General features: G+C 53.7%; 11 protein-coding genes and 3 tRNA genes. 8 read left to right on the top strand and 6 right to left on the bottom strand.

Annotated elements, in window-relative coordinates:
* Nucleotides 1–9: 9 nt before the first annotated feature.
* The 4 genes from J2T37_RS08530 to carA all read right to left on the bottom strand — a co-directional run bounded on the left by J2T37_RS08530 (nucleotide 10) and on the right by carA (nucleotide 2,710).
* A complete protein-coding gene (locus J2T37_RS08530; protein ID WP_253355173.1) occupies nucleotides 10–276 on the bottom strand; it encodes an SWEET family sugar transporter in 267 nt (88 codons plus the stop codon).
* Between the two features lie 4 nt (nucleotides 277–280).
* Nucleotides 281–577 carry a DUF3861 domain-containing protein gene (locus J2T37_RS08525; protein ID WP_253355172.1) on the bottom strand — a complete coding sequence of 99 codons (297 nt, stop codon included), beginning with the start codon at nucleotides 575–577 and terminating at the stop codon, nucleotides 281–283.
* A gap of 69 nt (nucleotides 578–646) precedes the next feature.
* A complete protein-coding gene (locus J2T37_RS08520) occupies nucleotides 647–1,423 on the bottom strand; it encodes an acetoin reductase (protein ID WP_253355171.1) in 777 nt (258 codons plus the stop codon).
* A gap of 150 nt (nucleotides 1,424–1,573) precedes the next feature.
* Nucleotides 1,574–2,710, bottom strand: a complete 1,137-nt coding sequence (carA, locus tag J2T37_RS08515; protein WP_253355170.1) for a glutamine-hydrolyzing carbamoyl-phosphate synthase small subunit — start codon at nucleotides 2,708–2,710, stop codon at nucleotides 1,574–1,576.
* Between the two features lie 383 nt (nucleotides 2,711–3,093).
* Between carA and pilC the strand changes: the two genes are divergently transcribed.
* Nucleotides 3,094–6,225 (top strand): PilC family type IV pilus tip adhesin, encoded by a 3,132-nt coding sequence (pilC, locus tag J2T37_RS08510; RefSeq protein ID WP_253355169.1) that lies wholly within the window; start codon nucleotides 3,094–3,096, stop codon nucleotides 6,223–6,225.
* A gap of 212 nt (nucleotides 6,226–6,437) precedes the next feature.
* Here the strand turns inward: pilC and folD are convergent, their stop codons facing one another.
* A complete protein-coding gene (gene folD / locus J2T37_RS08505) occupies nucleotides 6,438–7,289 on the bottom strand; it encodes a bifunctional methylenetetrahydrofolate dehydrogenase/methenyltetrahydrofolate cyclohydrolase FolD (RefSeq protein WP_253355168.1) in 852 nt (283 codons plus the stop codon).
* 336 nt (nucleotides 7,290–7,625) lie between these two features.
* Between folD and J2T37_RS08500 the strand changes: the two genes are divergently transcribed.
* The 7 genes from J2T37_RS08500 (at nucleotide 7,626) to tldD (ending at nucleotide 13,235) form a co-directional block, all read left to right on the top strand.
* Nucleotides 7,626–7,703: transfer RNA gene (locus J2T37_RS08500), tRNA-Pro, on the top strand.
* Nucleotides 7,704–7,734: 31 nt separating this feature from the next.
* A tRNA-Arg gene (locus tag J2T37_RS08495) sits at nucleotides 7,735–7,811 on the top strand.
* A 10-nt stretch (nucleotides 7,812–7,821) separates the two neighbouring features.
* Nucleotides 7,822–7,897: transfer RNA gene (locus tag J2T37_RS08490), tRNA-His, on the top strand.
* Nucleotides 7,898–8,078: 181 nt separating this feature from the next.
* On the top strand, nucleotides 8,079–8,582 hold the full coding sequence (locus tag J2T37_RS08485; RefSeq protein WP_253355167.1) for an adenylyltransferase/cytidyltransferase family protein: 504 nt from the start codon (nucleotides 8,079–8,081) through the stop codon (nucleotides 8,580–8,582).
* Entirely contained in the window at nucleotides 8,579–10,363 is a 1,785-nt protein-coding gene (locus J2T37_RS08480) for a bifunctional biotin--[acetyl-CoA-carboxylase] ligase/type III pantothenate kinase (protein ID WP_253355166.1), read from the top strand. The genes J2T37_RS08485 and J2T37_RS08480 overlap by 4 nt, the downstream gene beginning before the upstream one ends.
* 20 nt (nucleotides 10,364–10,383) lie before the next feature.
* Entirely contained in the window at nucleotides 10,384–11,298 is a 915-nt protein-coding gene (locus J2T37_RS08475) for a cell division protein (protein WP_253355165.1), read from the top strand.
* A 497-nt stretch (nucleotides 11,299–11,795) separates the two neighbouring features.
* Entirely contained in the window at nucleotides 11,796–13,235 is a 1,440-nt protein-coding gene (gene tldD, locus J2T37_RS08470; protein ID WP_253355164.1) for a metalloprotease TldD, read from the top strand.
* Between the two features lie 121 nt (nucleotides 13,236–13,356).
* Here tldD and J2T37_RS08465 read toward each other — a convergent pair whose 3' ends face one another.
* Complete coding sequence (locus J2T37_RS08465; RefSeq protein ID WP_253355163.1) at nucleotides 13,357–14,400, bottom strand: hypothetical protein; 1,044 nt, start codon at nucleotides 14,398–14,400, stop codon at nucleotides 13,357–13,359.
* Nucleotides 14,401–14,842 lie beyond the last annotated feature (442 nt).

Raw genomic sequence — 14,842 nt, 5'->3', positions numbered from 1 at the left:
AGACGGCCTTTAAAAACTGGTAATACAGGTAATCAAACCCAAAATAATCCCTGGGGCATTCGCCAGAGCCACGGGAATATCGCGGTTTTTCTTGCCCAGCGCATAGACCACCCACAGCGTGCAGTTGACGGCGGCGGCAAGGGGTTGCAGCCAAGTACCTTTTTGTCCCGACAGGTTCATCTGAATTTGCGGGATATAGGATACATACATGCACACGGCGGCGGTGGTGGCGATAACCGAGAGAATGCGGACTTGTGTGTCGGTGAGCGTAAGCATTTTATTATTCGCCTTTTTTGTTTTTGATGATTTTCATGATTTCCATAAAATGGGGCGACAGCTCGCTGAAAAACGGTTCGCTTTTATGCTCCAAAATCACTTCGCTAAACAATTTCAAACCGACGGCAAAGCGCACGGCGTCGGCTTCGTCGCTGAAACGGCCGCTGTCTTTCATAAAGCTGACAATACGGAAAATATCGTCGTGGTTGGCGGCCTCGAATTGCAGCGGTTCGCGCTCGACAGGATTGCCTTCTTTGTCGGCGATGTGTTCGACGCTGATGCGGTATTGGTGTTTTTTCATGATGTTCTTCTTTTTACGGGTATTTTTCAGACGGCCTAAACCGCTTTAGGCCGTCTGAAAATCAGGCGGTTAACGGAAGATCATGCCGCCGTCGGTCAGGATGGTCTGGCCGGTAATGTAGTCGGAATCTTCGGAAGCGAGGAAGGAAACCAGATTGGCCACATCTTCCGGCTCTTGCGGACGGCCGGCCAAAATGCCGGAGGTAAATTCGTTCCAAGCCTGTTTGGGCGCGTAGCCTTTGTGTTTCACGAAAGCGGCGTCAATGCGCTCCCACATCGGCGTATCGGCCACGCCCGGGCAGTAGGCGTTGACGCGGATGCCGTAGGGCGCGAGCTCTTTGGCGGTGGAGTGGGTAAACGAGCGCACGGCATGTTTGGTGGCGCAATACAGGCTCAACATTTCGTAAGATTCGTGACCGGCAATGCTGCAGGCGTTGATGATTTTGGCAATGCCGTCTTGCTTTTTCATCTGCTCGGCGGCAGCCTGCGTACCGAAAATCACGCCTTTGATGTTGATGCCGAGTACGCGGTCGATTTCTTCTTCGCGGATGTCGAGGAAGGCTTCCACGGATTCGACACCGGCGTTGTTGACGAATACGTCCACGCGGCCGAAGGCTTTAACAGCTTCATCGACGAGGCGGAATTGGTCGGCGCAGTTGGCGGAATTGCCTTCCACCGCGATATTGGCGTATCCCGCCGCATCAAATTCGGCTTTGGTTTTGGCCAGATTGGCGGCATTGATGTCGTGTAATACCACGGCAAATCCGTCTTTCGCCAAACGCGTGGCGATGGCTTTGCCCAAACCTGCGGCAGAGCCGGTAACAACAGCTACTTTTTGATTACTCATTTCAAATACCTCCTTAGTGGGTTTGGTGGGTAGGAAACCGAATCAATCCGATGGGATATATGCATTTGGATATATTCATGCGGAAAGCCGTTTTTCAGACGGCCTCGGTATGGGCAGGCCGTCTGAAAAATGAGGTTTACACAATCTATTTTACGCCTGTTTTGCCGCTTTCATCGCGTCGATGAATTTATCAAACAGATAAGCGACATCGTGTGGGCCGGGGCTGGCTTCGGGGTGGCCTTGGAAGCTGAACGCCACTTGGTCGGTCAGGGCAATGCCTTGCAGCGAGCCGTCAAACAGCGAACGGTGGGTCACTTTGACATTGGCGGGCAGGGTGTCGGCATCCACTTCAAAACCGTGGTTTTGGCTGGTAATCATCACTTTGCCGCTGTCCAAATCCTGCACCGGGTGGTTGGCACCGTGGTGGCCGAAGGCCATTTTGCGGGTTTTGCCGCCCAAGGCCAAGCCTAAGAGCTGGTGTCCCAAGCAAATGCCGAACAGCGGTTTTTTGCTGGCCAATACTTCCTGCACGGCCTTAATCGCGTAGTCGCAAGGCTCGGGGTCGCCCGGGCCGTTGGAGAGGAAAACGCCGTCGGGGTTCATCGCCAACACATCGGCGGCGGAGGTTTGCGCTGGTACGACGGTCAGGCGGCAGCCGCGTTCGGCCAGCATGCGCAGGATGTTGGTTTTGACGCCGAAATCATAAGCAACCACGTGATACGGCTGGCTTTCGGGCGTTGCAAAACCTTTACCCAGTTTCCATTCGCCTTCCGTCCACTCGTAAGATTCGCCGCAGGTCACTTCTTTGGCCAAATCTTTGCCCACCATGCTGCCGAAAGCGGCAATCAGCTCTTGCGCTTTTTCTTCGGTAGCGTCCGCACCGGTCAGAATCGCGCCCGCCTGCGCCCCTTTGTCGCGCAGGATACGGGTAAGGCGGCGGGTGTCGATGTCGGCGATGGCAACCGTTTGATTGCGCACCAAATATTCCTGCAGGCTTTCGGTGGCGCGGAAATTGCTGTGCAGCAAAGGCAGGTCGCGGATAATCAAACCGGCGGCAAACACTTGACCGCGGCCTTCTTCGTCTTCGGGATTGGTACCGGTATTGCCGATGTGCGGGTAGGTCAGGGTGACGATTTGTTTGCAGTAAGACGGGTCAGTCAGGATTTCCTGATAGCCGGTCATGGCGGTGTTGAACACGACTTCGCCCGAGGTTGAGCCGTTGTAGCCGATGGAGGTGCCGTGGAATACGCTGCCGTCTGCGAGGACGAGAAGGGCGGGTGTGGTCATGATGGGTTTCCTGTCTTGCCTTGGATGATGTATGAAATATCGGGGTCTGAGGCCGTCTGAAAAAGCGTGGCAGCACGTTTCAGACGGCCTGAAAGCATTGGTTAAAAAAAAGCACGCGGCGCGGCTTGGCGGGAAGCGGCGTTACGTGCTTTTTCGGCATAACGGGTATGCCGCAGAAGCAACGTATTTTAAGCGAAAACGCGATTGCGTTCAAGTGCAATCAGGCTATGGCTTGGCGGGGAAGTTGTTTCATTTTCGTCATATTTTTGGGCTTGGTAGCGAAAAAACGGTAAAACGCTGTTACCCAAGAGGGGGTAAATGATAGAATCTCCACGCTTTTCACAATAACAATAAAACCATTGTCCTGCTTGAGATTATTTCTGATGAAAAAATTGCACATTACAAAATTACTGAGCCGTTTTGGACTTGCCAAAACGGTTGCTGTCACCTTGGGTCTGACGGCGGTAACGTCGGCATGGGCGACTGTTGCCTATGATTTTGCCGCGACGCCGCTTTATTTGCAAAGTACAACCACCACCAGCAGTACGCTTGATGTAAAACCGAATGTGATGTTGTTTGTGGATGACTCGGGCAGTATGACATCAAAAGTATCGGGTACAAGCAGTACACGCACGCAGGTGGTACAAAGCGTGTTGACCTCGATTCTGAATACTTACCAAGATCAGTTTAATTGGGGATTGCGCACCTTACATAATAACAATAGCGCCAATTTAAGCGGTTTTACAGACGGAACCTCCGGTAACAATTATGAAACTGTGATTACCCAAGTGGGAAAATTGGGCGCCAGTGGCGTAACACCGACGACTTCGCGCTATTATTCTGTTGTTGAGAATATTGTTAAACCTGCTATTGAATACCGTTGCCAAAAAAGTTATGTGGTATTGATGTCGGATGGCGATGCCAACAGTAGTTGCTCGACAGTAAGCGGACAGCGTGTTGTGAGCTGGTTTACTAACACCGATTATTACGGTACGCAAACTTCAGGTACCTGTGTTGATTATAAATCGTATGTTGGTTCGTCATTAGGGTATTACACCAACTATGTGATATCTGGCTATTACTATGGCAATAACTTCCATACCTTTTGGGATGTGAATACTGGCTTGTCTTTCCTGAGCGATACCTTGGCTTCCAAGGATATCAAGAGTTACGCTTCAGACGGCACTGATGCCGCAGGTAAAAGCTGGGACGGCGATGCCGGCGATCCGGGTGGTGCGAGTACATACAGTAATCAGTTGATTGATACGTTTACCGTTGGTTTTGGTAGCGATATCAGTGATGATGGTGCTTCTTATCTGAAACAAGGTGCCAGCAGCGATGATTATTATTTCAGCGCCACCTCATCAGATGATTTGCTGTCTGCATTTGAGTCAATTTTTAGCAGCATTTCGGCTGCAACGACTTCGACAAATGTGGAAACAACCGGCTCGACCTCGCCTGCCACCGCCAGTACAGGCTTATCCGACTTGGCGGCAACGGTTTACGTAGATACCGGCTCATGGAGCAGCCAGCTGCGGTTTTATAGTGTAAATTCAGACGGTACTTACAATACGACATCCTATACTCAACCGTATTTTGACAACCGCAAAACGCTGATTAATACCGGCAACGGTGTGTATTGGGCGGATGATGTGACCGATGAAAATGTGGACAACAGTTTCTTTGGCATTACCACTGCTAGCAATGAAAATGAATGGAAAAACGCCCTGCTGCCGTGGACGGTGCGCAGTACTTCGGTTTCTGATTCGACGATTGCGGCGCAAACCGGCAACAGTCAAACCTACCGCGTGCGAGAGAGCGGCGAGCGGGATTTGGGTGATATTTTGGACGGTTCGGTGGCGGCTATCGGTGATGAAACGGCTTACGGCAATGCTGAATTTTTGGCTGCCGCTTCCAATGACGGCATGGTACATCTGTTCCAAAGTACCTCCAGCAGCTATCCGTATGAGTTACGATTAAGCTATCTGCCTGCGGCAATGGATCGGGAAGATGTGGATGGCAGCGATTCTACTTCGGGCAAAATGCTTAAATATATGGCTAATGAAAACTATGGCAGCAGCATTGCCCACCGTTACGGCGTCAATGGAGGCTTTGTGTTGCGCCGCACATCTGGCGACAGCGACGGTGACCGCAAGACCTTTATGTTTGGCTCAATGGGGCAAGGCGGGCGCGGGGCGTATGCTTTGAATGTCGGTGCCTTGGCCGATAGCAGCGAAAGCGATTGGAATGATGATGTGCCCATGTTTGAAACCGCCAAAGGTGACGACAATGCTTTGGGTTATACCATTGGCTCGCCGCAAATCGGCCGTGTTTCTATTTCGCGCAATTCGGATCAAACGGCCAGTATTGAATCTAATGTGCGCTATGCCGGTTTTTTAGGCAGCGGTTACCGTGTCCAGGCAGTCAGCGATTCCAGCAATGAAACGGCGTTGTATGTGTATGAAATGCTAGGCTTGGAGATGGGTAGTGGCTCGGCCTATGGCACGTCTGCTGGTACAGTTGGTGAAGTGTTAGCGAAGATTACCGTTTCAGACGGCGTGGGTGGCTTGTCGCAGCCGACGCTGGTGGATGCCGATTTCGACGGTTTGATTGATGTGGCTTATGCGGGTGACCGGGGCGGCAATATGTACCGCTTTGATTTGCGTGGCACTTCGCCGAGTAAGTGGACGGTCAACCGTATTTATCAAGGTTCTACCAGTCAGCCGATTACTTCAGCGCCCGCCGTGTCGCGCCGTAGTGCCAATAAGTATGTAGTCATTTTCGGTACGGGTAGCGATGTTTATCAAGATGATTTGGAAAATACTGATCAGCAGGCAGTATATGGTATTTATGATGATTTGACTGCCGATGCATCTGACGCGACTGCCGATGATTTGTTGGAGCAAACCATGACTGTTTCAGACGGTTATGTGTACCTGACCAATGATACCGTTGGCAGCAGTCAAAAAGGTTGGATGTTCAATCTGACCTCAGGTACAGGGGAGCGCGTAGTGGTGAAACCGACCATGATTTTGCGCACAGCGGTGATTACCACGCGTACTTACACCACGACGGAAACCAGTACGACTGCCAGCAGTACCGATAAATGTCTTCCTGCCAGTACGACAACGGCAACTACCGGTACCACTTCAATTATCGGCGTGAATGCGCTCAATGGCGGCGCGTTGAGTTCAAGCAGCGCACGGTTTACCACCTATACATATACGCTGAACGGCGCGACTTATTATGCCAACGGGTATGCCAACCTGAGCGGTATCGTCAGCTTCACGTATGTGAGCAGTGCTAAAACCAGCGACTCCGCTGTAACCGCAGACGGTGACAGCGGTGGTAGTGGTACGGACAGCGATTTGACGACATCGGGCAGCGCAGCAAGCAATCAGTGCTTTGTATCCGGTAGTACCAATACCATGCTGTTGAATACCTTGGGTAACTACACCGTAACCGGCCGTACCTGCGGTTTGCGCCGGATCAGTTGGCGCGAGATTTTCTCTTAGGTCGGGTAAGTCAATGACACAGGCCGTCTGAAATGGATAAAATTTCAGACGGCCTTTGGTTTTGGCTGGCTTAGAGAGAATAAACTGCTAGCGCGTGTTAAAGTTTGTATAAGGCAGAAATAAAATAGGATAAACCGTGTGGATTGCAGAAACAGAAAAAAGGCCGTCTGAAACCCAATCGGTTTTCAGACGGCCTTGTATTATCCGCTCAATCAATCATGCAGCGTCGCCGCATACAATGTGTTTTCCAATAGCGTGGCAATCGTCATCGGGCCGACACCGCCGGGGACGGGGGTAATCATGGAAGCGCGCTCTTTGGCGGTGTCGAAATCCACATCACCGCACAAACTGCCGTCCGGCAGGCGATTGATACCGACGTCGATGACAACGGTACCCGGTTTAATCCATTCGCCTTTGATGAGTTTCGGCACGCCCACGGCAACGACCAAAATATCCGCCTCGCCGACTTCTTTTTCCAGATTCTGCGTTGCGTCGTGGCAGATAGTTACGGTGGCGCAAGCCAGCAGCAATTCCAGCGCCTGCGGACGGCCGACAATATTGGAAGCGCCGACCACCACGGCTTTTTTGCCGCGCGGATCAACGCCGTAAGTTTCCAGCAGCGTCATCACGCCTTTCGGGGTACACGGGCGGAATAAGGGTTTTTGTACAGCCAAGCGGCCGACGTTGTAAGGATGGAAACCGTCCACGTCTTTATTCGGGCTGATGTTTTCCAAAACTGCGTCGCTGTTGAGGTGTTTGGGCAGGGGTAGTTGCACCAGAATACCGTCCACTTCGGGATTATTGTTCAGCTCGTCCAAGAGTTTCATCAGCTCGTCTTGCGTGGTGGAGGCGGGCAGCTCGTAAGAGAGCGATTTCACGCCGCTTTTTTCGCAGGCGCGTTTTTTATTGCGCACATAAACCGCGCTGGCCGGATCGTCGCCGACCAAAACCACCGCCAAACAAGGAACACGCAGACCGGCTGCGGCGCGTTTTTTCACTTCCTCGGCCACCATCGCCAAGCGTTGTTGGGAAACTTCTTTACCGTTAATCAATTGTGCAGACATGTCGTTTCTCTCTTTTCGCGAACGTTAATCATCCCGGGTAGCCCGAGCCGCCCGAAGCAAGCGCGGCATGTGCTACGCGCAAAAAGGCTTCGCTGGGCGGGGCAAGTCCGGCGGACAGTAAAATCAAAACAAATATGTGCAATTGGAAACTATATTCTAGCATTTTTGCGCATAGGCTTCATCTTCTCTTTCTTTTATCCGTTTTCAGACGGCCTGTTTTGAGGTTTTTAAACTAAATTTATATTAAAAATAATCAGATAGTGATGAAAGCCGAATATTGTGCGTAGCGGGTATTGACGGCTGTATGAAGCCTCCCTATAATTCGGTTCTTCAAGTCGGGGCGTAGCGCAGCCCGGTTAGCGCATCTGCTTTGGGAGCAGAGGGTCGTGAGTTCGAATCCCACCGCCCCGACCAAGAAAATCGTATTCAGCACGTAACGGCATGAGCGCCCGTAGCTCAACCGGATAGAGCACCGACCTTCTAAGTCGGGGGTTACAGGTTCGATTCCTGTCGGGCGTGCCAAAAGTTTACGGTGGCTATAGCTCAGTTGGTAGAGCCCCGGATTGTGATTCCGGTTGTCGTGGGTTCGAGCCCCATTAGCCACCCCAAGATAAAGCCCTCATAGCAATATGCGGGCTTTTTCCTTTTGCGTAAAACCGTGCGGTACAAAGGTCTCAGGCCGTCTGAAAACGCGCTGCACAAGCCATCTTTTCAGACGGCCTCGCCCTTTTGCCGCGCAGCGCAGCGGATATGTTAAAATCTGCCAAATCATTTTTTGGAACCGCCCTTATGTCCGCCTGGCCTTTACCCGATTTTGAGCAAAAAATCTGTCCGCCCGAGCAGTTGGCCGAACGCTTGGCCACGCTGCCGCGCCCGCTGGTGTTTACCAACGGCTGCTTCGATATTCTGCACCGGGGGCATGTGACCTATCTGGCGCAGGCGCGGGCAACCGGAGCGGCGCTGGTGTTGGCTTTAAATACCGACGCTTCCGTGCGCCGGCAGGGAAAGGGCGACGACCGTCCGATTAACCCGCTGGGAAACCGCGCAGCAGTGGCGGCAGCTTTGGCCAGCGTGGATTTGGTAACGTGGTTTGACGATGATACCCCCGCCGCGCTGATTGAATTAGTGAAGCCCGATATTCTGATTAAAGGCGGCGATTGGCCGGTGGATAAAATTGTCGGTGCGACTGAAACGCTGGCACGCGGCGGCAAAGTGTATTCCATTCCGTTTTTGCACCAAACCTCCACCACGCAAACCTTAGCCAAAATCCGTGCGGCAGAGGCGGACAAATGACGGCGATATCGGCGCAGCATTGGCAGGTGTTGGCGGCGCTGGCCGACGGCTTGCCGCAGCATGTCTCGCAACTGGCGCGGCTGGCGGGCGTCAAGCCGCAGCAGCTCAACGGCTTTTGGCAGCAAATGCCGCCGCACATCCGCGGCCTGTTGCGCCAGCATGACGGCCAGTGGCGGCTGGTGCGCCCGCTGGCGGTGTTCTCCCGCGAAGAGGCAGAAAACATCGGTGCGGCGCACGGTTTTCAGACGGCCTTGCAGCATGAATGCGTGTCCAGCAACGATGAAATCTTGGCTTTGGCGCGTGAGTCAGCGGATAAGGCGCACAAAGCCTTGTGTATCGCCCATGTCCAAAGCAAAGGGCGCGGGCGGCAGGGACGGGCGTGGCAGCACCGCTTGGGCGAATGCCTGATGTTCAGCTTCGGCTGGACGTTTGCCAAAGCGCAGCATGAATTGGGCGCACTCGCGCTGGCGGCGGCATTGGCCTGTCATCGCGCTTTGGGCAAATTGGGTTTGAACACGCAAATCAAGTGGCCCAACGATTTGGTGGTCGGCCGCGACAAACTTGGCGGCATTTTGATTGAAACCGTGCGCCAGGGCGGGCAAACCGTTGCCGTGGTAGGCATAGGCGTGAATTTTGTCTTGCCTAAAGAAGTGGAAAACGCCGCTTCGGTACAGGCCTTGTTTCAGACGGCCTCGCAGCGCGGCGCTTGCGCCAACCGTTTATTAGATACCTTATTGGGCGAACTGGATACCCTGTTTGCGCAATTTTCCGACGGCGGTTTTGCGCCGCTTTTGGCCGAATACCAAGCCGCCCACCGCGACCACGGCTGCCCTGTTTTGTTGCTGCAAGAGGGTAAGGTGATACACGAAGGCACGGTCAGCCGCGTGGATGAACAGGGCGCTTTGCATTTACTCACAGCGGATGGCGAGCAAACCATCGTCAGCGGCGAAATCAGCCTGCGCCCCAATGACAATCCCATGCCGCAAAAAATCGTGCGCAACCGACGCTGTCTGCTGCTGGACGGCGGCAACAGCCAGCTCAAATGGGCATGGCTGGAAAACGGCAGTTTCGGCGAAGTCAGCCGCGCCCCCTACCGCGATTTGAGCCGCTTGGGAGAAGAATGGGCAGCGCGTTCAGACGGTCTGATTCAGGTCGTCGGCTGCGCCGTGTGCGGCGAGGTCAAAAAAGGCTTGGTAGAAGCGCAAATCGGGCGGAAAGTCGAATGGCTGCCGTCGATGGAGCAGGCTTTGGGCGTGCGCAACCATTACCGCAATCCCGCCGAACACGGTTCCGACCGCTGGTTTAACGCGCTCGGCAGCCGCCGTTTTACACAAAACGCCTGCGTGGTGGTCAGCTGCGGCACTGCCGTCACCACCGACGCGCTGACTGACGACAACCATTATCTCGGCGGCACGATTATGCCCGGTTTCCACTTAATGAAAGAAGCGATGGCGCTGAAAACCGCCAATCTCAACCGCCCCGTGGGCAAGGTGTATCCATTTCCGACCACCACCTCCAACGCGCTGGCCAGCGGCATGATGGACGCCGTTTGCGGCGCATTGATGATGATGTACGGCCGTCTGAAAAACCGCGTCGGCGCGGACAAACCCGTCGATGTCATCATTACCGGTGGCGGCGCGGCCAAAGTGGTGCAGGCGCTGCCGGAAGCGTTTGTGGCGGCCAATCATGTGAAAATCGTGGATAATCTGGTGATTTACGGCCTGCTTAACTGGATTGAGCATCAAGATATGCGCGGGCAGGCCGACGGCATGCCGCATTGATGGGAAGGGGAAATATCCGTATGAAACGACGTTCTGCCTCGCAAGGCAAGGGTTTGAACAAAAACGCAAAAGTCATGAAATGGCTGTTTGCCGTATTGGTGGCGCTGAATGTGGCCGTGTTTGGCGGCGTTTTGGCGCATGCGACCACGGCGAAAAAAGCCCGCGCCGCCAATGCGCCGTTGGAAGGCGGTACTTATGAGCTGGCGCGTCCGGAATCGTTGGGCGGTCAGGCGCAGCCGGAAAACGCCGCGCCCGACTGGGTAACCGATTTGATGGAAAACAACGTCAATATTCCCGAGCCGGAATCGGAAGAAGCCAAAGCTGCACGCGAGAAAAAAGAGCGTGAGAAATTGGCGAAAGAGAAAAAAGCCCGCGAAGAAAAAGCCAAACGCGAAAAAGAGGCCAAAGAGAAAGAGCAGGCGGCGGCCGAACAGGAAGAGTGGGTACCTGTGCCCAAGCAGTGTACGCCGAGCGCCAGCGTGGTGATGGATGAAGACGATTACCACCGCATTAAAGGTTTGTTGCGCAAATGGCCGCATGCCGCCAGCCGTACGGTGGAAAAACGCGCCGCGAAAAAAGGCGAGCCGAAAGTTTCTAAAACCTTCCGCGTGTTGGTGCCGACGGAGGGGGATGCGATGGCGAAATTGGATACTTTGAGCAGCAAAGGTTTTGCCGGCGTGATTCACAACGGCGAAATCAGCATGGGCGTGACCCGCAGCCGTTCTGCCGCACAAATCCTGATTTCGCGCTTGTCCGGCGCGGGCGTGGGCGGTGCGCGGATTCAGGAGGAAGACGACAAAAATGCCGTGCCGGACGGTACGCTCAGCGTGTCGCGCATGCATGTCACTTTTATGGCGGTGGACGAGCGTGAATTGCAAGATATCCGCAATGTGGTTGGCCGTTACGGGCAGTTGAACGTGAAAGGCTGCAAATAAGCCGAAGATGTGAGATGAAGGCCGTCTGAAAAACCGTTTGCCGGTATTTTCAGACGGCCTTTTTGCTGTTGCAAAGGTTTTGGTTTGCTTGGATGGCTGCGGGTTTGCCCCCTAAAACACCAAACCCGCCGATGAGGGCGGGTTTGGTGTTTTTCGGTTTTGAGTATCTGATATAAAGGGAACAGGTTTCTCGTATACGCGCACTCCGGATAACAGGATATAAAGGGGAAGAGGGAATTGTCGTTTAATGGCTCGGCGCTTAGGACGGCTACCGAGTGAAGATAATTATACGCTAACAATAATTATTATCAATAGCAAATTCATAGAAAAACACTTGAGATTGTTTAAGCATTTGAAAAATATTGTGATTGAATTGTATTAAGGCGTTTTGCTCCGGCAAAAATCCGCATAGTCTCAGGCAATCAACATATCAAAGCAGGTATAAATGCCGTATAATCCGAAACAATTTATTCATTTTAAAGCAAGGCCGTCTGAATATGCCCATTTATGCCGCTGTCCGAAACGATTTACTCGAAGCGAACCGACTGACCCCGGAAATGTTGGCGCAAAGCCTGTCGATTATCGGCAGCCGCAATGTGGATTATGTCGACATCTACTGCCAGCGCACCGCTTACGAGAGCTGGCATTTGGAAGAAGGCATGGTCAAATCGGGCAGTTTCCAAATTGATCAGGGCGTGGGCGTGCGCGCCGTGTCCGGCGACAAAACCGCGTTTGCCTATGCCGACAGCCTGAATATTGATTCGATTAACCGCTCCGCCCACGCCGTGCGCGTGATTGGTGCGGCGGGGCAGGCGCGGCAGGTCAATGTAGGCGAGGTCAAACACAACAAGCCGGTTCACGCCACATTTGATCCGATTCACAGCTTGGATTCCGCCGCCAAAGTCGCCTTGCTCAATAAAGTTGAAGCATTGGCCAAAGTCGCCGACCCGCGCATTGTGCAGGTAATGGCCGGGTTGACTTGCGAATACGACATGATTTACATCGCCCGTTTGGACGGCCGCCACGCCGCCGATATCCGCCCGATGGTGCGCCTGAACGTGAGCGTGATTGCCAAACAGGGCGATCGCCGCGAACAAGGCAGTGCTGGCGGCGGCGGACGCTACGATTTGGCCTATTTTGACGAGCATTTGGTCAACAAATTTGTCGATACGGCGGTGAAACAAGCTTTAATCAATCTGGAATCGCGCCCCGCGCCGGCAGGCGAAATGACCGTGGTGCTGGGCAACGGCTGGCCGGGCGTATTGCTGCACGAAGCGGTGGGGCACGGTTTGGAAGGCGATTTCAACCGCAAGGAAACCAGCGTGTTTTCCGGCAGAATCGGCGAGCGCGTGGCTGCCAAAGGCGTGACCGTGGTCGATCAGGGCGATATTCCCAACCGTCGCGGTTCGCTCAATATCGATGACGAGGGCAACGAAACCCGCCGCACGGTGTTGATTGAAGACGGCATTTTGGTCGGCTATATGCAGGACGAAACCAACGCCCGCCTGATGGGTACGCAATCCACCGGCAACGGCCGCCGCGAGAGCTACGCCTCCGCGCCCATGCCGCGCATGACCAATACCTTTATGGAAAACGGCGGCTACGAGCCGGAAGAAATCATCGCCTCCATCGACAAAGGCATTTACGCCGTCAACTTCGGCGGCGGGCAGGTGGACATTACCAGCGGCAAATTCGTTTTCTCTGCCTCCGAAGCGTGGTGGGTGGAAGGCGGCAAGCTGCAATATCCGGTCAAAGGCGCAACGCTGATTGGCAGCGGCTCGGAAGTGTTGAAACATGTTTCCATGGCAGGCAACAACAGCGAACTCGACAGCGGCGTGGGCGTATGCGGCAAAGACGGCCAGAGTGTGCCGGTGGGTGTCGGCATGCCGACGATTCGCGTGGACGCGGGGCTGACCGTGGGCGGCAGCGAAGTGTAAGTCGAGAGAAAAGGTTGGTTTGTGCGGCTTAATCCGGGCAAACCATTACAAGAGAGGCCGTCTGAACGCTTATGCGTTCAGACGGCCTCTTGACACATCAATCTATCAGATAAACAGGCACTTAGTTACCACTTTGACCGCTGACAACACGGCCGATGTTTTGCAGGGCTTGGCTGACGCTGTTGCTGCGGTTGCCGACCATATCAGATGAGTTGGAATGGCCGTAAGCAGATGAATTCGATTGCGGCATGCCGTTGTTGCCCATAGAGGTATCACGGCCTTGTTGGTTACCGAATGTCGGGCGTTGTTGCGAGGTTTCGCTGCTGCCTGAGGTAAAACGCTGACCTTGTTGGTTACCAAAAGTCGGGCGTTGGTTTGAGCTGTTCTCACCCATTGCCGGTTGTTGGTTTTGATTACCGCCAAACTCGGGGCGTTGTTGGTTCATACCGTTGTTACCCGCCATCGGCTGCTGATTTTGATTGCCGCCAAATTCAGGGCGTTGCTGGTTTATGCCGTTGTTGCCCATCATAGGTTGTCGGCCTTGTTGACTGCCAAATTCAGGGCGTTGCTGGTTCATGCCGTTGTTGCCCATCATGGGTTGCTGGCCTTGTTGATTGCCGAACTCAGGGCGTTGCTGGTTCATGCCGTTATTGCCCATCATGGGTTGTTGCCCTTGCTGACCCATTTGTGAACGCTGACCGAAAATACCGCCGCGTTGTTGTCCCATTTGTTGGCCGTTTTCTGCACGTTGGCCGAAGATACCGCCCATTTGACCACGTTGCTGACCCATTTGGTTGCTACCGCGTTGGCCAAAGATACCGCCCATGCCGCCGCGCTGTTGCCCTATTTGGCTGTTGCCGTTGCGCTGGCCGAAGATACCACCCATACCGCCGCGCTGTTGACCCATTTGGTTACCGCTGCGTTGTCCGAAAATATTGCCGATGGCATTGCCCACGGATGATTCGCGGCCGCCCGCGCCCATTTGGTTGCCGGACGCACGGCCTAAAGTGCCACCCAAGCCTGAACCGCCGTTGCCGCCCATACGGTGCATGGCGTTGCCGCCACCGCCTTGGCGCTGAATCATATCGAAAATGCCTGCTGCTTGAACGCTACCGGCCAAGCCTGTACCCAATACCAGCAGGCTAATCAGTAATTTTTTCTTCATGGTCGTAATCCTTTATTTTAGAGGGGAAGCCGTCTTGATAAGCGGCTTGTTGCTGCTTATATCTGTGACTTTAAATTTCAGTATCCGCTTGTATTTTATTCCCCGTGTATTCAGGTGCTGCATTTTTTACTGAATTTCGCATACATCTGTGGCTGTATGTTGGTTATGGGAACGGATGTAGTGCTTTGTAATGCCTGCTGGTTGGGCATTAGGGCATATTTATCCGAAGTAGCAGTATGAAAAAACGACCGCAGACAGTTCATGACAAATACGCGAAAACGCCCGAAACATGGCCGGTTTCGCGCAGGCGGTTTGGGGTGGATGATTTTTCAACTGCCTAGATCAGGCCGGGGCGTTTGGACAACCGTTCAGACGGCCTCGGGGCGAGGGCGCAAAAGCCACACTTTTATCCGCACAACATTTCTTAACGCACAAATAGGGA

It is taken from the genome of Neisseria perflava (assembly GCF_024170405.1).
GTDB classification, from domain to species: domain Bacteria; phylum Pseudomonadota; class Gammaproteobacteria; order Burkholderiales; family Neisseriaceae; genus Neisseria; species Neisseria perflava_B.
The sequence above is the reverse complement of the archived record's forward strand: the minus strand, read 5'-3'. Positions and strand labels throughout refer to the sequence as shown.

Excerpts from the sequence above, each read along its gene's own strand:
- folD (WP_253355168.1), bottom strand. The coding sequence starts at position 7,289 with ATGTCTGCACAATTGATTAACGGTAAAGAAGTTTCCCAACAACGCTTG.
- tldD (WP_253355164.1), top strand. The coding sequence starts at position 11,796 with ATGCCCATTTATGCCGCTGTCCGAAACGATTTACTCGAAGCGAACCGA.
- carA (WP_253355170.1), bottom strand. The coding sequence starts at position 2,710 with ATGACCACACCCGCCCTTCTCGTCCTCGCAGACGGCAGCGTATTCCAC.
- J2T37_RS08485 (WP_253355167.1), top strand. The coding sequence starts at position 8,079 with ATGTCCGCCTGGCCTTTACCCGATTTTGAGCAAAAAATCTGTCCGCCC.
- J2T37_RS08480 (WP_253355166.1), top strand. The coding sequence starts at position 8,579 with ATGACGGCGATATCGGCGCAGCATTGGCAGGTGTTGGCGGCGCTGGCC.
- J2T37_RS08475 (WP_253355165.1), top strand. The coding sequence starts at position 10,384 with ATGAAACGACGTTCTGCCTCGCAAGGCAAGGGTTTGAACAAAAACGCA.
- J2T37_RS08520 (WP_253355171.1), bottom strand. The coding sequence starts at position 1,423 with ATGAGTAATCAAAAAGTAGCTGTTGTTACCGGCTCTGCCGCAGGTTTG.
- J2T37_RS08465 (WP_253355163.1), bottom strand. The coding sequence starts at position 14,400 with ATGAAGAAAAAATTACTGATTAGCCTGCTGGTATTGGGTACAGGCTTG.
- pilC (WP_253355169.1), top strand. The coding sequence starts at position 3,094 with ATGAAAAAATTGCACATTACAAAATTACTGAGCCGTTTTGGACTTGCC.
- J2T37_RS08525 (WP_253355172.1), bottom strand. The coding sequence starts at position 577 with ATGAAAAAACACCAATACCGCATCAGCGTCGAACACATCGCCGACAAA.
- J2T37_RS08530 (WP_253355173.1), bottom strand. The coding sequence starts at position 276 with ATGCTTACGCTCACCGACACACAAGTCCGCATTCTCTCGGTTATCGCC.